General features: G+C 29.4%; 18 protein-coding genes. 13 read left to right on the forward strand and 5 right to left on the reverse strand.

Annotation, left to right across the window (positions count from 1 at the left end):
• Positions 1 to 92: 92 nt before the first annotated feature.
• Positions 93 to 776 (reverse strand): Crp/Fnr family transcriptional regulator, encoded by a 684-nt coding sequence (locus tag BR69_RS0106850; protein ID WP_027632523.1) that lies wholly within the window; start codon positions 774 to 776, stop codon positions 93 to 95.
• Positions 777 to 1,013: 237 nt separating this feature from the next.
• Between BR69_RS0106850 and BR69_RS0106855 the strand changes: the two genes are divergently transcribed.
• Positions 1,014 to 2,177, forward strand: a complete 1,164-nt coding sequence (locus BR69_RS0106855) for a DUF445 domain-containing protein (protein WP_027632524.1) — start codon at positions 1,014 to 1,016, stop codon at positions 2,175 to 2,177.
• Positions 2,178 to 2,402: 225 nt separating this feature from the next.
• Here BR69_RS0106855 and BR69_RS0106860 read toward each other — a convergent pair whose 3' ends face one another.
• The gene (locus tag BR69_RS0106860) at positions 2,403 to 2,609 is read right to left on the reverse strand and encodes a cold shock domain-containing protein (RefSeq protein ID WP_027632525.1); all 207 of its coding nucleotides are present in this window, start codon (positions 2,607 to 2,609) and stop codon (positions 2,403 to 2,405) included.
• Positions 2,610 to 2,759: 150 nt separating this feature from the next.
• Between BR69_RS0106860 and BR69_RS0106865 the strand changes: the two genes are divergently transcribed.
• The 10 genes from BR69_RS0106865 (at position 2,760) to BR69_RS0106910 (ending at position 11,880) form a co-directional block, all read left to right on the forward strand.
• The gene (locus BR69_RS0106865; RefSeq protein ID WP_027632526.1) at positions 2,760 to 3,536 is read left to right on the forward strand and encodes a TatD family hydrolase; all 777 of its coding nucleotides are present in this window, start codon (positions 2,760 to 2,762) and stop codon (positions 3,534 to 3,536) included.
• A 279-nt stretch (positions 3,537 to 3,815) separates the two neighbouring features.
• Positions 3,816 to 4,838 (forward strand): G5 and 3D domain-containing protein, encoded by a 1,023-nt coding sequence (locus BR69_RS0106870; RefSeq protein WP_027632527.1) that lies wholly within the window; start codon positions 3,816 to 3,818, stop codon positions 4,836 to 4,838.
• Between the two features lie 136 nt (positions 4,839 to 4,974).
• Positions 4,975 to 5,514 (forward strand): ribonuclease M5, encoded by a 540-nt coding sequence (rnmV, locus tag BR69_RS0106875; protein WP_027632528.1) that lies wholly within the window; start codon positions 4,975 to 4,977, stop codon positions 5,512 to 5,514.
• A gap of 39 nt (positions 5,515 to 5,553) precedes the next feature.
• A complete protein-coding gene (gene rsmA, locus BR69_RS0106880; protein WP_027632529.1) occupies positions 5,554 to 6,393 on the forward strand; it encodes a 16S rRNA (adenine(1518)-N(6)/adenine(1519)-N(6))-dimethyltransferase RsmA in 840 nt (279 codons plus the stop codon).
• Positions 6,394 to 6,543: 150 nt separating this feature from the next.
• A complete protein-coding gene (locus BR69_RS21680) occupies positions 6,544 to 8,103 on the forward strand; it encodes a DUF7922 domain-containing protein (protein ID WP_027632530.1) in 1,560 nt (519 codons plus the stop codon).
• 116 nt (positions 8,104 to 8,219) lie between these two features.
• A complete protein-coding gene (locus BR69_RS20130; protein WP_051623527.1) occupies positions 8,220 to 8,804 on the forward strand; it encodes a hypothetical protein in 585 nt (194 codons plus the stop codon).
• A 114-nt stretch (positions 8,805 to 8,918) separates the two neighbouring features.
• The gene (locus BR69_RS0106895) at positions 8,919 to 9,689 is read left to right on the forward strand and encodes a prolipoprotein diacylglyceryl transferase (RefSeq protein ID WP_027632531.1); all 771 of its coding nucleotides are present in this window, start codon (positions 8,919 to 8,921) and stop codon (positions 9,687 to 9,689) included.
• Entirely contained in the window at positions 9,679 to 10,509 is an 831-nt protein-coding gene (locus BR69_RS0106900) for a YhfM domain-containing protein (RefSeq protein WP_027632532.1), read from the forward strand. The genes BR69_RS0106895 and BR69_RS0106900 overlap by 11 nt, the downstream gene beginning before the upstream one ends.
• Before the next feature lie 18 nt (positions 10,510 to 10,527).
• On the forward strand, positions 10,528 to 11,376 hold the full coding sequence (locus BR69_RS0106905) for an Mrp/NBP35 family ATP-binding protein (protein ID WP_027632533.1): 849 nt from the start codon (positions 10,528 to 10,530) through the stop codon (positions 11,374 to 11,376).
• Between the two features lie 315 nt (positions 11,377 to 11,691).
• On the forward strand, positions 11,692 to 11,880 hold the full coding sequence (locus BR69_RS0106910) for a ferredoxin (RefSeq protein WP_027632534.1): 189 nt from the start codon (positions 11,692 to 11,694) through the stop codon (positions 11,878 to 11,880).
• A gap of 30 nt (positions 11,881 to 11,910) precedes the next feature.
• On the opposite strand, the gene BR69_RS0106915 is transcribed toward BR69_RS0106910, so the two are convergent.
• Positions 11,911 to 12,366: a PadR family transcriptional regulator gene (locus BR69_RS0106915; protein ID WP_027632535.1), complete on the reverse strand. Its 456-nt coding sequence runs from the start codon at positions 12,364 to 12,366 to the stop codon at positions 11,911 to 11,913.
• Between the two features lie 4 nt (positions 12,367 to 12,370).
• A complete protein-coding gene (locus BR69_RS0106920; RefSeq protein WP_027632536.1) occupies positions 12,371 to 13,216 on the reverse strand; it encodes a DegV family protein in 846 nt (281 codons plus the stop codon).
• Between the two features lie 246 nt (positions 13,217 to 13,462).
• Here BR69_RS0106920 and BR69_RS0106925 point away from each other — a divergent pair, with 246 nt between their 5' ends.
• Both BR69_RS0106925 and BR69_RS0106930 read left to right on the forward strand, forming a co-directional pair.
• Positions 13,463 to 14,572, forward strand: a complete 1,110-nt coding sequence (locus BR69_RS0106925) for a sensor domain-containing diguanylate cyclase (protein ID WP_027632537.1) — start codon at positions 13,463 to 13,465, stop codon at positions 14,570 to 14,572.
• 21 nt (positions 14,573 to 14,593) lie between these two features.
• The gene (locus BR69_RS0106930; RefSeq protein ID WP_027632538.1) at positions 14,594 to 15,292 is read left to right on the forward strand and encodes an MgtC/SapB family protein; all 699 of its coding nucleotides are present in this window, start codon (positions 14,594 to 14,596) and stop codon (positions 15,290 to 15,292) included.
• A 396-nt stretch (positions 15,293 to 15,688) separates the two neighbouring features.
• On the opposite strand, the gene BR69_RS0106935 is transcribed toward BR69_RS0106930, so the two are convergent.
• Positions 15,689 to 16,696: a DUF3048 domain-containing protein gene (locus tag BR69_RS0106935; RefSeq protein WP_027632539.1), complete on the reverse strand. Its 1,008-nt coding sequence runs from the start codon at positions 16,694 to 16,696 to the stop codon at positions 15,689 to 15,691.
• Positions 16,697 to 16,921: the final 225 nt, after the last annotated feature.

The following is a 16,921-nucleotide window of genomic DNA, read 5'->3' on the forward strand; positions in this document are numbered from 1 at the left end:
TGTAAGATGGGGGATAACAGTTGTGACAATCCTAGATTAACTCATCTTACACGCGGATGGTGGAAAGAACACCACCTGAAGGAAGATTCGTTCTATAAAAGTAAATCCTCAAGGATTTCTATATCTTTTATTATGATATATTCTTTGTGGTAATCAATTACTCCCTCTTCTTTAAGTTTTATAAGCTCTCTAGATAGTGAAGGCCTTTGAACACCAAGGCTATCTGCCCATTCCTTCTTTGACATAGATAGCTTTATTGTAGTATCCTTATTTTTTTCATATTCATTTAATAAAAACTCACATACTTTTTGCTTTATAGTTTTTAAGGTAACTTCTTTTATTTTACTACTTAAAGCAAGAGCTTTATTAGATTGAATTTTTAAGAATTCATATAAAAAATTAGGGTGATTTTCACAAAGCTTTGATAGAGAGGTTTTTGAAATGTGCATTATTAAGGAGTTATCTGTTGATACCACTGTCATAGGATAGGCATTTTTATCGCCAAAAAGAAGATTTTCTCCAAAAACATCTCCAGCTTTAAATTTTGAAACCTTAAGAACCTTTCCAGAGCTATCAATCTTTTGAATTTCAACAGATCCCTTAAGAATTATACTTAGACTTTTACAAGGCTCATCTTCCATAAAGATTATGTCCTCTTTTCCATAATCCTTAACAGAATAACGTAGGTTTTCTAACAAATTTTCTATTTCTTGCTCTGTGAATACTTTGAAAAGTTTATTTTCTTTTAGTGTACCTATGTAATTAAAATTTTTCATATAACCACCTTAAAGTTAATAATGATTTATAATTGATAATAGTTAATAATAATTATAACTGTTATTTGGAATTATTAAAATAGAAAAGAAGAAAATACATATATGGAATTATAAGTTGAAATATTTATCATCTCACAATATAATCAATATAGAATTGTACTAATGGGTACAAAATATTAAAATTTATTATAAGTATAGGTATATTAAATAGAAGCATAAGTTAAAAGGAGGATTTTTATGAAAATTTTAATACCTTGTATAGTGGGAGCTATAATAGGATACATAACTAACTGGCTTGCTATAAAAATGTTGTTTAGGCCTTATGAAGAAAAGAGAGTACTAGGATTCAAAGTTCCATTTACTCCAGGACTTATACCTAAAGAAAGACAAAGAATAGCAAAAAGTGTTGGAGAGACAGTAGGGGAGCATTTATTGTCAAAGGAAAATTTAATAGAAGCCCTATGTAGTAAGGATGTTTATAATCACATAGAAGTCTTAGTTAAAGACAAGATAAACTATATTTCATCTTCTAATAGAAAACTAGGGGAGATTTTATTACCTTTAAGAAATAATATATATGACGATATAAAAGAATTAAGGGATAAGGGTACATTTCAAGAAGTCATAGAAGATATATTACTAGAAAAGAAGGAACATATAGTAAGTAACAATTATAGAGTATTAGACTTAGTGGGGGATAAGCCGGTAGAAGGATTAAAAGGTTATGTGGATAAAAATAGATTGGATATAAGTCTTTATATATTAAGCTTAATAAAAGAACCACAAAATGCAATTAAACTAAAAAGTGCTATATCAAAAGGAATATCAGACAATGTAAATCCATTAATGGCTATGTTTGTAAATGGAGATGCTATATATAATAAGGTAATTACATTTATAGAGGAAAATATATATAAAGACAGTGTTCAAGAAGAGATAGTAATGGCTTTAGATAATTTAATAGATAGGGCATGTGGCAGAGAAGTAAAAGAATTAGTTGGATATTTAGAGGATGAGTATAATAATGAAGGGGTATCCTATATAAGCAATAAAATATGCCATGAGATTTTTAATGACACCACTATAAATAAGGTACTGGATAAGATTATGAATTTATCTATTAAGGATATTTTAAAAGGTAAGGAAGAGATGTTATCAGCTACTCTTGTACCTTTAGTAAAAACTACATATGGAAAGTTTATTGAAAATCAAGGGGAAGAGTTAGTGGAAATTTTAAATGTTAAGGGAATAGTGGAAAAGCAAATTAATACCTTCCCTGTAGAATTTGCAGAAGAACTTATATTGGGAATAGCAAGCAAAGAACTTAAGGCTATAACTTGGTTAGGGGCCTTACTTGGAGGGATAATAGGACTTTTAAATCCAATAATTTCGTCCATATAATAAGAAGAAGGCTACTATACTTTTATATAGTTGTAAAAGTATATACAGAAAATAAGACGAAATTAAATTTTTCTTTACTTTAGAAAAAGTAAAGGAGATTTTTAATATTTAATCTACTTTGTTTTATATAATAAATTAAGAACAAAAAATAGGATTTACCATATTAGACTAGTGGTAAATCCTGTTTTTTAGTGTATTTATTTTCATACACTTGAAGTAAGATAGTTAAATTACACTATTACTTATTACATTAACAGCTTGCTTTCCATTTTTCCCCTCAGCTAAGTCAAAATTAACAGCTTCACCTTCTTCTAAGGTTTTAAATCCATCCCCAAGTATTGAGGAGTAGTGTACAAAAACATCTTCATTAGCTTCTGTTGTTATGAAACCATAACCCTTTTTAGAATTAAACCATTTTACATTACCTTTCATTAAAAATAAAACCTCCTAAATTGTAAATTTTAGAAATCGCATACATTATATATTTTTCCAATAGGATAACTAAATATACTTATTCAATAGATTAATGTATAATTTATATGATAAACAGAAAGAACTAGTAAATAAAAGGAGGTTCTTACAATGGAGCTAAAGATATTTGATTCCCATGCACATTATGATGATGAATCTTTTGATGAGGATAGAGATAAAGTTATAGAGGAAATACGAAATGAAGGGGTCATAGGAGTACTTAACTGTGGGTCTTCTATAGAAGGAGCAAGGGCTTCTTTTGAACTCTCTAAGAAGTATGATTTCTTTTATGCTGCAGTTGGTGTTCATCCAGAGTATGCAGATAAAGTAAATGATGAAGTTTTAAAGGAAATAGAGGATATGACATCCTTCCATAAAGTAAAAGCTATAGGAGAGATAGGTCTTGATTATTATTGGGAGAGTAATCCCCCTAAGGAAGTGCAAAAGGAAGCTTTCAGAAAACAAATGAATCTTGCAAGAAAGCTTAACTTACCAGTGGTTATACATGATAGGGATGCTCACAAGGATACTCTTGATATTCTTAAGGAATTCAAAGAAGTAAATGGGGTTGTTCATTGTTTTTCAGGAAGCCCAGAGTTTGCTAAGGAATGTTTAAAGATAGGATATTACATAGGATTTACAGGAGTTGTAACTTTTAAAAATGCTAAAAAAATATTAGAAGTAGCAAAAGAAGTACCTCTTAATAGAATATTACTAGAAACAGATTGTCCTTATATGGCTCCAACACCTTATAGAGGAAAAAGAAACCAATCAAATTATATAAAATATATGGCAGAGAAAATAGCGGAAATTAAAGAGATCTCCATAGAAGATTTAAATAATCAAGCTACACAGAATATAAAAAGGTTGCTAAATATGGAATTATAATATAAAATCTTTTTATAGAAAATATAAAAAATTTCCAATTTAGTAATTAATTAAAGCAATGCCAAATATAAATATAATTATAAATAAAAAATAATAAGTTTACTTACCTAAGTTTAGATGATCCCTTCAGGCAAAAAAAAGCAATCATATTTTAATTTTATACTGTTATGCTTTAGTAGCATTGTGCATGAGTTAGATGTCAATTTAACTTGAAATTTGACAAGCTTCTACATGCACGTTATAATAAACAATATGTTTTGCCAGAGGGAGGTATTTAATATGGTTGAGAAGTTTAGAGAAGTTTATTCAAAGTACTTTTCAAACGGTCCAAAGGCAGCATTCGTGCTATCATTAGTGATAATAGCTTTAGTTGCTACAATTTACAGTATGAGAAAAACAGTTACAGTTGTTATAGACGGAAAAAATCAAAAGTTAGTGACTTATAAAAGGACCGTAAGCGGAGCTCTTAAGGACAATAGAATAGAGATTGGACAGAAAGACAAGATAGAGCCAAGCTTAGACAGCCAAATAGGAAAAGATGACATAATAAATATAAAGAAAGCTGTTAAAGTTCAGGTAGAAGTAGATGGAAAAGAAATGGAGTTTTTAACAGCAGAGGATGATATAGAATCTATGTTAATAGCTGAGAATATTAACTATTTAGCTGAGGATAGAATATCCCCTTCTAAGGATTCTAAAGTATCAGATGGAATGAAGATTGACATTGTGAGAGTTGAAACCAAGCTTCTTAAAGATCTTGAGCCTATTAATTTTAATACAGTAGTTAAGAAAGATGATAATCTACTAAATAGTCAGAATAAGACTATGCAAGAGGGTAAATCAGGAGAAAGAGAAGTTACAACAAGAGTTGTTTATGAAGACGGGAAAGAGGTTTCAAGAAAAGTAGTAAGTGAGAATGTAACAAAGGAACCTGTAGACAAGATAGTTTTACAAGGAACTTTAAGTACTCTTAGCCTTTCAAGAGGTGGTGGAGATCAAGTAGCTTATAAAAAATCCATGAAGGTTAAAGCTACAGCTTACTACAATAGTGGTTCTAATGGGAATCATATAACAGCAACAGGAACTAAACCAAAGAGAAACCCTGGTGGATATAGTACTATAGCAGTAGATCCAAGAATTATTCCTTTAGGTACAAAGGTGTGGGTTGAAGGTTATGGATATGCCATAGCTGAAGATACTGGTGGTGCTATTAAGGGTGATAAAATAGATTTATTTTTTAATACTTCCAGTGAGGTTTATACCTGGGGAGTAAAATATGTCAATGTATATATCATAGGATAAGCAGTGGATAGGGGGATACCCCCTTCTACTGCTTATTTTAATTTAATAAAAATATGTGTATAATAATAGAGTGGATTTTACTAAACATAATTATCATTTTAACTATATAGATTTAAAGTTGAAAGGAAGTATATCTTTGATTAAAGAAGTAATTGTTGTAGAAGGTAGAGATGATATAACTGCCGTAAAAAAAGCTGTGGATGCAGAGCTAATAGCGGTAGGAGGATTTGGAATAAATAAAAAAGTCATTGATAGAATAAAGGAAGCCCAAAAAAGACAGGGAGTTATAGTTCTTACTGATCCAGATTTTGCGGGAGAGAAGATAAGAAGAATAATATCAAAAAGGGTTCCAGGAATAAAGCATGCCTATATAAGCCAAAGTGAGGGTACAAAAGATGATGATATAGGTGTTGAAAATGCATGTGAAGAGGCTATAATAAGAGCTTTAAACAATGCAAAGTGTACTGTTAAGGAAAAAAGAGAAGAGTTTACTACTTCTGATATGGTATTTTTTAAACTTACTGGAGATAAGACATCTAAGATGAGAAGAGAGAAGCTTGGTTACGAACTAGGAATAGGATATTGTAATTCTAATCAATTTGTATCAAGACTTAATAATTTTGGAATAACTAAAGAAGAGTTCATAGAAGCTTATAAAAAGCTAAATTTAGAGTAGATATAAAGTAATTATTTTAATAATCATAGGAGATGGAATATGGATAATAAGACTAAAGAGATAGTAGAGAAATATAAATTTAAATTTACTAAAAGTCTTGGACAGAATTTCTTAATAGATGATAGTGTTCTTTTAGATATAGTAAATGGAGCAGATATAAATGAAGAAGATTTTGTTATAGAGATAGGACCAGGAGTTGGTACTTTAACTAGGGTTCTTCTTGAAAGAGCAAAGAGAGTAACGGCTATAGAGTTAGATTCGGATTTAATTCCTATACTTTCAGAGGAGTTAAAGGACTATGATAATTTTGATCTTGTACATAAAGATGCATTAAAGGTTAACTTTAATGAAATCATAGGAGATGAGGAGAGCGTAAAGCTAGCAGCCAATCTTCCATACTATGTTACAACACCAATAATAGCTAACCTTTTGACTGGAGGATATAAATTTAAGTCTTTAACAATAATGATCCAAAAGGAAGTAGCAGAAAGAATAAATTCAGAACCAAATTGTAAGGAGTATGGAGCTTTATCTATTTTAGTACAATATTATTGTAATACTAAAATAGTAAGAAGGGTTCCGCCAACTTCATTTATCCCAAGACCTAAGGTAGATTCTATAGTAATAAGATTAGATAAGTTAGAAGAGCCAAGGGTTAAAGTAAAGAGTGAAGAGTTATTCTTTAGGGTAGTTAGGGATTCCTTTAATATGAGAAGAAAAACCCTGTGGAATGCTACAAAAAACCTTGGACTTTCTAAGGAGGATTTAGCATTAGCTTTTGAAAACTCAGGTATTGACCAAAAAAGAAGAGGAGAAACCTTATCTTTAGAAGAATTTGGACTACTTTCAGATGCGGTATATGATCTTATAAAAAAATAAATTACTAGAAATTTACCCTTAAACTTAAGAATTATTAAGTTTAAGGGTAAGTTTTTTTATATAAAAATATAGAATTTAATAAAACAGGAAAGTTTTTACATAATAAACATATACTATAAGTGAATAAAAATATGTGGAGGTAACCTTAAAGTGTCTAGCAAGAAGTCTTATAGTAGGTATTTTATAATTTTACAAGAAGATGATAAAGGTCATTCTATTTCTGATGATAAGCAGACATCTGGATATGCCAAGGTTGAAACAAAAAGTGATAGATGCAAGGTGTCATTCTATGTGCAAAATATAAAGAGAGATAAGGACAACTGTTACATGGTTCTTATATGTAACAAGAAAGATAGCAAAAGACTTATCAATCTAGGAAAATTGAACATAGATGATAATGGTAGGGCAGATGTTACCTATGAATGTGGAATGGATAATATAGGGAATACTGGGATAGGTATAGATAAAGTTGGGGGAGCTGCTGTCGTTAAGTTTATTGGTGAACAAATTTATTATATAATGACAGGGTTTGCTTCTAGCGATATACCGGAAGGATTTAAAAAGTACACAATGATTCATTGCAATGAAGAAATTAAAAAGAAAGAATACAAAAAAGAAGATAAGGATAAGAAAAAAGATAAGGATTGCGAAGAGCAGCATAAAGATAAAAAACATAAGGATGACTGTGATCATAAGGAGAAAGAACACAAAGAAGACTGTGATCATAAGGAGCATCATGAGCATAAAGAGCATCATGAGCATAAGGAAAAACACCATGATAAGGATTGTGATTGCAGAGATGAAGAAAATCCAGATGATGCGAACCTTGAAGGGGAAGTTAAAACTACTTCAATAGAAAGTAATGATGGAGAAAATACCTTTGAAGAGTATGAAAATCGCATAGAAGAGATAAAGGAAGAAATAAAAGAAGATAAAGTAAAAGAAGATAGAAAATTAGAGTTGAAAGATAGGATAAAAGAAGAAATTAAAGAGGAAATTAAAGCAGAGATAAAAGAAGAAATCAAAGGAGAAATCAGAGAGGAATTACTAGCTTATAGGGATGAACAGAGAAAAGAAAAAGAAGCTAAAGAAATGAAGATGAAAGAAGAACAGATGAAAATGAAAGAAGAACAGATGAAGATGGAAAAGGAAGCTAACGAGCTCAAGATGAAGATGGAGAAGGAAGCTAACGAGCTTAAGATGAAAGAAGAAAAAGAAGCAAAGATGAAAAAAGAAGAAGAAGAAATGAAGTTAAAAATGGAAATGATGAAAAAAGAGTGTCCAAAGGGTAGCATGGGAGAGTTCTTTAAAGGTGTAATGGAAGGATTTGAAGAAGTTAATATCATGTTTAAAGAAATGACTAAGTGTAGATGGTATAAGGTGCGTGTAAAAGACCTTGACACTATGTGTAATGCCAATAACTATAATAAATACACTATAGTTTATTACCCGATGATGAATTATTATCCTTATATAAAGAAGCATGATCATTATATGATGGGTCTTATGTATGATGGTGATGGAACTATGAAATATCTAGTTTATGCTGTACCAGGAAGTAAGGACAAGGGTGATCAGCCATACGGAGGAAAATCAGGCTTTGTGACTTGGATGGCAGATAAAAATAAGGATGGAAAAGAAAGTAACATGGGATATTGGCTAATGTTCTATGACTTTAAGAATTCTATAATTGTAGTTCCTATGAAATAATATCTTCCTTTTTTAACTTATTAAAAGTTTAATAAGAAAGTAATTTTAATAAATAAAAGATTTTTCACGCTCATTTAGGTGGGCGTGTAATTACATAATAGGGGGCAGGTGAAGTTATGAAAAGGATTGAGATAAATAGGAAGAGGCTTGGAGTAAGTCTTGTTATAATAGGATTAATTTTAGTTTTGTTTGCACTTCAAGGTACCTTTGAAAATAAATTAAAGAAAGCGGCTCTTATGAATAGTGATTTAATTAATTTAAAAAAGTATTCTGCTCTTAATGATAAGCTTATATATAACTTACCTAAGGAATGGGTTTCTAAGGAAAATGATTATAGTTTAAGTGAAGTATTATATAATAATTATTTTTCTGATAAGTTATTAGACATCCATGGGTATGTGGAGGTATGGAAGGATGATGGAACTTTAAAGACCTTTGTTGAAAGAAGTAAAGATAGTGCAGTAAAAGAATATGAGTATAATAACTATGTAAGTTCCTCATCTAGAATTAATAATAAAGAAGCTTTTGAAGTGAGCTATACAATGGATTCAGCAAAGTTAGGGTATAATGCCTATGAATACTATATAAATTTAGACAATTCCGTAGTAAAGTTTTCGTTTTTTGTGGGTAAAGATAAAAATAAGGAGAACTACTCTTTACTATTTAAAACTATAGTAGAAACCTTTAGTTATAATGAATAATTAATATTCTTAAAAAATTAATTTGCTTAAAAAAAATCAAAGTATTATAATTTAAGCAAAAGGAATAAAGAGAAGCTTAAGCTCAGCTTCTCTTTTTGTATTGAGGAGGGTAATATGAAGCCTATCTTGTTAGATTTATGGGGTTTTAAAATTTATGGATATGGACTTATGATTGCTATAGGGATTATAAGTGCTGTTTTATTACTTAGTAAAAGAGCAAAGGAAAAGGGATATAATGAAGATCATATATTAAATATGACCATAATAGCTGTAATATCCGGAGTATTAGGAGGGAAAATACTACATATAATAACAGACTTTAAGTTTGTTATCAGTGACCCATCAAGTATTATTAAAAACTTTGGAGAAGGGTTTGTTATATATGGATCTATAATAGGGGGAGCACTAGGAGCGTATATTTATTGCAAGAAAAAGCAATGGGATGTACTGGAGGTCTTTGACTTAATAACTCCAAGTTTACCTTTAGCACAGGGATTTGGAAGAATAGGATGTTTATTTGCGGGCTGTTGTTATGGAGCAGAAACCAATGTTCCTTGGGCAATAGTTTTTAAAGAATCACCTTTTGCACCAAGCAATGTTCATCTTCATCCTACACAAATCTATTCAGCTATATTTAATTTTGTTTTAGCAATATTTTTAATATGGTATGATAAAAATAATAAGGTAAAGGGAAGAACGTTCTCTATGTACTTAATATGCTATAGTGTAGGGAGATTTTTAGTAGAATTTTTAAGGGATGATCCAAGAGGTAATGTGGGTGTGCTTTCTACATCACAATTTATTTCTTTGTTTATCTTTATATTAGGTATAGCACTTTATAATATATATAAGATAAAGGAGAGAAGAACTAAAATTGAAGGTTAAAAAATTTTCTTATATTGTGGTTTTAATGCTCATCATAACTTTATTAGGTGGGTGTAGCAAAATTGATAAATTAAAGGTAAAGACAGGACTAAAAAATAATGATTTTGAATATATGACTCAAAATAAGGTGGAAAAGATAGTTATTCAGAGTACTAGGGATGAGAGATTTAAGTTTATAGTTACAGATAAGGGAACTGTAAAAGATTTATATAAAATATTATCTAGTGCCAAAAGAGTTCCTAATAAAACAGAATTAGACCCAGACTATATATTTGAAATTCATGAAAATGGAGATAAGGTATATAAGTTTAATTATGTAGTAGGATTTCAAGAAAAAAGTATAGGTAATTTTTACAATGATAATGGGGATTCTTACCAGGTGTCAAAAAGAATAGATAATGATATAATAAAAAATCTATCTACTCTTAGAAAGCCTAGAAAATTTGAGGAACTATATTATGATATTTTATTAAAGTTTATAGATGATTATGGCAAGGAAATTGATAGTAGCCAAAAAGTAGGAGTAAATATAGATGATGATGTAGAGGTGGCTAAGTATATATTATCTATAGATTTACAATACTTTAAAGAAAGATTAAATGATAAGATGCCTAATGCTAAGGTAATCGAAAAAAATAAAGAGGAATTTGATACTGTTATAAATATTAGAACTTATGGATACAAAACTAAAGTATATAAGAGTATAATAACAGTGAATGATAAAAAGAATAATTCAGAGACTAAATACTATGTAGTATGTAATAATGATGATCGCGGATGGTCAATTAATATAACAAAAGAAAAACCAGATAATTTTTAAGAAAGAGAGGGAAAAATAATGGGAAATTGTTCAACATGTGCAAGTAAAAATAACTGTTCTAAAAAAGCAACTAAGGAAGCGGAAAGTTGTAGTAAAATAACTCCTAAGTATGGTCATATAAAAAACATAATAGGAGTTATAAGTGGTAAAGGAGGAGTTGGTAAGAGTACTGTAACAGGAATAATTGCTACAGAACTTGCAAAGAAGGGCTTTAAGGTTGGAGTTCTTGATGCAGATATTACAGGTCCATCTATGCCTAGGTTTTTTGGAATAAATGAAAAAAGAGCAGAAATAATTCCACTTGATAATGGTCAAGATGTTAAGTTTATACCAGTTACTACACCTTTAGGAATAAAGGTAATATCTATAAACCTTTTAACACAAGAAGAGGATCAACCAGTTTTATGGAGAGGTCCTGTTATTAATGGAGTTCTTAACCAAATGTATGGAGATACACAGTGGGATGATATTGATTATTTACTAATAGATATGCCTCCAGGTACTGGTGATATAGCTCTTACTGTAATGCAAAGCTTCCCTATAAGTAGTATGGTTATAGTTTCAACTCCACAGGATATGGTATCTATGATTGTAAAGAAAGTGGTAATAATGACTGAAAAATTAAATGTTCCTGTGAATGGTGTAGTAGAAAATATGGCATACATAGTTTGTAATGGATGCAAAGAGAAAACAAGGGTATTCTCTAAGAAGTCAGCAGAAGAGCATGCTGAGTATTTAGGTATACCTCTACTTGGAGAACTTCCTATAAATCTAGACTTAGTTGAAAATCTAGAAAATGGGACAGCAGAGGATTATATAAAAGGAATTGATATGTATTCTTCCTTAATAAATTCAATAGTAAAATAAATATATAATATTTAAATAATAACCTATGATATGTTACGTATTTCTGTAATATATTATAGGTTATTTATATTTAAGAAAAAGTTTTAAATATGATCTTTCAATAAGTATTTTTAGGACTTTATTTAGAGATTATGAAACTTTAAGATTATACATAGTAAGTATTAGAAATTACAGTTATTAATCTATATCTTAGATTAAGTAGAGATTCAATTTGAATTAGATTTGTATATTATAAATTCTAACAGTTGTTTTGTGAATAATTAGGGAGAGATTACAAATAATAAATCTGTAGTAGATTTTTTAGGAGGTATTTTTATGAAAGCACATGTGGATAAGGAAACTTGTATAGGATGTGGATTATGTCCATCTATATCTCCATCAGTATTTGATATGGATGATGATGGAAAGGCCAAAGCTATAGTTGATGAGGTTCCAGGAGATGCTGGGGATGACACTAAAGAAGCAGAGGCTAGTTGCCCAGTTAACGCAATAAGTATTGAATAAAAGAAGCTCAGGAGATATCCTGAGCTTCTTTTATTCTTCATATAAGTCATTAAATATTATATTAAAAACCTTAAGAGCTTCCTCAATTCTATTTTTTAAAAGATGTTTTCTTTTATGAAACTCCTCGAATCCAGCAGGGGTTAAGGTATATATCTTCTGGAACTTTTTTTTAGGGTTATCCCAGTTACCAACTACTAAATCATCTTTTTCAAATTTTTTTAGTATGGGATATATGCCACCAGTACTAGGAACCCAAAGCCCTTTGGTATTTTCACCTATTTTATGAGAAATATCATTACCATTGGTTGCACCTAAACTTAATATATACATAACATATATAGGAAGTAGACCTTTAGTAAACACTTGACCTACTGCCTCTTTTTCTTTTTGAATTTTTTTTAGTTCTTTAAGTTTTGACTTGTATTCCTCATATAACTTTTTTTCTTCTAATTGAAGTTCTGAATCATCAAATGAATACTTATCCATGTCCTTAGAATTCCCTTTCTATAACTACTCCTACAAGACCAGGACCAGTATGAACACCAAGAGAAGGACTGATTTCACCAAAATAAGTTGTTAATACATTTGGAAGGTTTTTAACTTGTTCAAGGAGTTTTTTAGCTTCTTCAAAAGCTCCACCGTGCATGATACCTATGTTACAAGGACCTTTAACAGTATTTGATTTTACTATATCAAGAAGTTTAGATAATGCTTGTTTTTTTCCACGACCCTTAGCTGCAGTTTCATAAACTCCTTGATCATTTATTAATATTATAGGTTTTATATTTAAAAGTTCACCTATAGTACCAGCTACCTTACCTATTCTTCCACCCTTCTTTAAGTATTCAAGGGTGTCTATTACATAATGTACTGATAGTTTTTCACGAATCTTAGGTAATGTTTCTATAATTTCATCAAAGCTACAACCTTTAGCTATAAGTTCTGCACATCTTATGCCTATTGTTCCAGTAGCCATTGTTAAAAACTTAGAATCATATATGTGAATCTTTAAGTTAGGATAATTTTCAGCTACTAGATTTAAGGCATTGAAGGTACCTGATAAGCCACTAGAAATAGATATTACTATAGCATGAGTATAACCTTCCTCTGAGATTCTATTAAAGGTATCGTCCATATCCTTAATAGAAGGTAGGGAGGTTGTAGGTAATTCATTTGTAATATTGTCATAAACCTCTTTTGGAGATATTTCTACTCCGTCTCTAAATTCTCTATCCTTATAAATTATTCTAAATGATAATAGATTAATATTATACTTCTCTAATAAATCTTTAGGAATATCACAAGAACTATCACATATTAAAGCTATTTTTTCCAATTTTTAAGCCCCCTGACTTTTATTATTATCTATGATTTTACCTCTATTCCTGTAAATTCTTTAGTTGAATCATATTTTAGGGGCGTGAGAGGATAAAATCCTAGATTAGTTATTAATAAAATTATATCATAACTGACAACTATATCAATAGTGATAGGGTTATCAGTTATGATAATTTGTTAACTATGAAAAAATTTATAATGATGGTATAGTATAATTACTAAATTTATGTATGGAGGTCCTTCCATGAGATTTACCCAACTAATAATGTTTCTATTAATAGTTTCCTTAATAGTTATAATATTTATGCAAAAAATAAGGATAAAAAAATTAAAACTTATAGTTGATAAAAGAGATAAGATCAGAAAAGATTTACATAAAATTATGGATGATATACCTAGTATAGATAATGAAAATGATATATATGATTTAATACTTGATGGGGTAACAAAGTGTATAGATAAAACAGATAGAGGGTCAATATTAATTGAGGATGAGGAAGGTAACTTTAATTTTAGAGCCATAAAAGGTTTCAGTGATGAGTTAAAAAATATAAAGATTCCTAGGGATGAAATTTTACTATTTAGATATAATGGTTTTTCAGGACCAGCCATAATTAATAATCCCAATGAACTAAATATGTTGTATATGAATAAAGATAGGTATGATAAGTTAATTAAATATGATGCTTCATTATTAGTTAGGAGGGTTTTAAGTATGCCCATAACCTTAGAGGGAAAGGTTAAAGGCATTATAAATATTGATAACATTTACAATGATGAATGTGTAATCTTTGATGATTCTGATATAGATATAATGTACTATATAAAACTAGAGCTAGAACTGGCAATTAAAAACTTCTTAATTAAAGAAAGGTGGAAAAACATAGCGTCTATTGATCCCCTTACAGGGCTTTATAATAGGAGAAGTATAGAGGGCTTTTTAGAAGAAGAAATACAAAAGGTTAAGGATGATGAGTCTTTCTTTTCCATAGCTATGATGGATATTGATGATTTTAAAGGTATAAATGATACCTTTGGACATAATACAGGAGATTCGGCACTAAAATTTTTTTCAAGAACCCTTAAGGAAGTAATAACATATGAAGATATATGTGGGAGAATAGCAGGAGATGAGTTTGTTCTTATATTTAAAAAACAAAAAACTATAGAAGGGGAAGCTAAGCTTAAAAAATTAGAAGAAAATTTAGCAAAGAGAAAATTAAAATTTAATATAGGATTTAGCTATGGGATTTCATTAATTCATAATAAGAATTACAAAAGCGTAAATAAGATTATGGAAGAAATAGATAAAAAGATGTATTGCAGTAAAAAAAGAAAAAAGTCAGTTTTATAATAAACTTAAAGGATGAGATATATGAATAGATATGAAACCTTAATTAGAATTATCATGGCTGTTGTTATAGGCGGATTAATAGGATATGAAAGAGAGTATAAAAATAGGCCAGCTGGATTTAGAACTCATATATTAGTATGTTTGGGAGCTTGTATAGTATCACTTATTCAAAGTTATTCTTTCTATGAGGCATTAGGGTTTATAGAGAGGGATCCAAGTCTTTCTAACGTTATAAAGGTAGATATGGGAAGGCTAGGAGCACAAGTAATAACTGGGGTAGGATTTCTAGGAGCAGGAACCATACTTAGAGACAAGGGAGAAGTAAAGGGATTAACTACAGCAGCATCATTATGGGTGGTGGCTTGCATTGGTCTTGGAGTAGGTATGGGATATTATTTTTTAACTATAAGCGTTACTTTAATAGTGTTTATAGTCCTTGTAAGTCTTAAGAAGTTTGAAAGAAGATATATGACAGTATATGATGAAGTAAGAATTAGAATATATCATAACATGACTGAAGATATAAATGATACCATATTAAACTTCTTTAAGAAGAATAATATTAAGATTCTTAGTATAGGTTACGGTGTTGGACAAGCTGACTCAAATGGGATTATAGATACGGAGTATTGCTTAGAGTTAAATGTAAATAAAGATTATAATGATATAATAAATGAGCTTCCTAAGTATAAAGATATAGTAAGTATAGAGAAAGTATAGATTAGAATATAAACCATTAACTTATTCATAAAAAATAACTAGTCAAAATTATGGTGATTATTTTATGTAAGATAAGATAGATGTTATCATAGTAGTATCATTTAATCTTATAACATAAAATGGATTGTCATATTGACTAGTTATTTTTTTATTATATAAAAGATGTAATTAACTAACTAACTTATTATGTTAGTTAATTTATATTATCAAAATTATAGGATTTTAATATAAGTCCTTAACTTATCCATTAAAAATATCATTGCCTTGTCTTGCTTTAGCCAGATGGATAAATTAACTTTAAAACTTAAAACTCTATAGCTTTTATAGATGGTTTTTTTACTATAGTACTTAAGATTAAAATCAGCGTTTATTCTAAGAGTTAATAAGTACAACAGGTTAATTTTCTATATTAATAGTAGAATCACTATCAAATATGTTCCACCAGGTCTTTCCACTAGATAAGGGGATAGGATTACCTTTATCATCTATTAAAATAGTATTTGATAAGGAGTCTTTTACCCATATTCCTTTTTTTATCTTACCCTTAGAAAACACATAGCATGGACCAGTTGAAGAGAGATCTATGTTTACATGAAGATTATCATTGCTAAGTTTTATAGAAGTAAGTTGGATTACTATATTATCAAATGAAATGGGGGAGCTATCTTCCTTATCTATAAGTTCATTTCCATCTATATACTTTGTATAAGAGTTATTTGTAAAATTATAAGATGTAGTATAAGAAGGACTTACTTTTATTTTTATTGAAGAAGCATTTTCTAATGAATTATTATCCCAATATTTATTATCAAAAACAAGAAAGCTTTTCATTGAGGGAGAAAAGTTTTTATTATCAATTAAATCCCTAAGTTTAGAAGCAGAGGTATATAGGTTATGAGGAGCCTTTCTTTTCTTATCTCTCCAATAGTATTTTCCATTTTGCATTTCATTAAGTGACATAAGAGATTCATTTTTTATAATATTAAGACCTTCAGTAGAACCACCACAATGGGCGAAAGGAATATTAAAATCTTTAGCTATATCTATAAAATAAGGTCTTACACTCCTAATAGGACCAATAACATTAGGTGAATTTTTATGAAATAGAGCAATGAACCTAGGTATTCCCCCTTCAGCTAATGTTTCAAATACTATATCAGCTTCATTAAGACCAGATTGAGGTCTCGAGGATTTAGAGTTTTCTATTATTGCCATAAAGGCTGTATTTGTATAGATATTAGACTTTAAAGTTTCCCCAGTGTAGGGAGAAGTTAACTGGGATGCTACAGGTTCAGTATTAGCAATTTCTATTTCATCTTCTTTAGGTGTCTGTACTTTAGTGGTACAGGATATTGAAGATAATAAAAATACAAGGAATAGTGTAATAAAACATAACTTTTTCATATATAAGCCTCCTATAGAATTTAACTATGAAATTCATATTACTAATTTATATTAAGTAGATATTAGGTTAATTCGTACAAATGAAATTATTTGTTTTGTCAACATAAGAAAACAGTTAAAAAACCTTAAAAATATAAGGAATAATTGTTTATTATGCATAGATAAAAAAAGAAACTTAAAATTAAAATTGCCAATAAAAATTCTATGATTTATAATAAGTCGGTA

Origin of the sequence: Clostridium hydrogeniformans DSM 21757 (assembly GCF_000686705.1) — a bacterium.
Lineage (GTDB): Bacteria > Bacillota > Clostridia > Clostridiales > Clostridiaceae > Clostridium_Z > Clostridium_Z hydrogeniformans.

Coding starts and splice junctions, on each gene's coding strand:
- BR69_RS20130 (WP_051623527.1), top strand. CDS start 8,220: ATGAAAAGGATTGAGATAAATAGGAAGAGGCTTGGAGTAAGTCTTGTT.
- BR69_RS0106915 (WP_027632535.1), bottom strand. CDS start 12,366: ATGGATAAGTATTCATTTGATGATTCAGAACTTCAATTAGAAGAAAAA.
- rsmA (WP_027632529.1), top strand. CDS start 5,554: ATGGATAATAAGACTAAAGAGATAGTAGAGAAATATAAATTTAAATTT.
- BR69_RS0106870 (WP_027632527.1), top strand. CDS start 3,816: ATGGTTGAGAAGTTTAGAGAAGTTTATTCAAAGTACTTTTCAAACGGT.
- BR69_RS0106855 (WP_027632524.1), top strand. CDS start 1,014: ATGAAAATTTTAATACCTTGTATAGTGGGAGCTATAATAGGATACATA.
- BR69_RS0106850 (WP_027632523.1), bottom strand. CDS start 776: ATGAAAAATTTTAATTACATAGGTACACTAAAAGAAAATAAACTTTTC.
- BR69_RS0106910 (WP_027632534.1), top strand. CDS start 11,692: ATGAAAGCACATGTGGATAAGGAAACTTGTATAGGATGTGGATTATGT.
- BR69_RS0106905 (WP_027632533.1), top strand. CDS start 10,528: ATGGGAAATTGTTCAACATGTGCAAGTAAAAATAACTGTTCTAAAAAA.
- BR69_RS0106925 (WP_027632537.1), top strand. CDS start 13,463: ATGAGATTTACCCAACTAATAATGTTTCTATTAATAGTTTCCTTAATA.
- BR69_RS0106930 (WP_027632538.1), top strand. CDS start 14,594: ATGAATAGATATGAAACCTTAATTAGAATTATCATGGCTGTTGTTATA.
- BR69_RS0106860 (WP_027632525.1), bottom strand. CDS start 2,609: ATGAAAGGTAATGTAAAATGGTTTAATTCTAAAAAGGGTTATGGTTTC.
- BR69_RS0106865 (WP_027632526.1), top strand. CDS start 2,760: ATGGAGCTAAAGATATTTGATTCCCATGCACATTATGATGATGAATCT.
- BR69_RS0106935 (WP_027632539.1), bottom strand. CDS start 16,696: ATGAAAAAGTTATGTTTTATTACACTATTCCTTGTATTTTTATTATCT.
- BR69_RS0106895 (WP_027632531.1), top strand. CDS start 8,919: ATGAAGCCTATCTTGTTAGATTTATGGGGTTTTAAAATTTATGGATAT.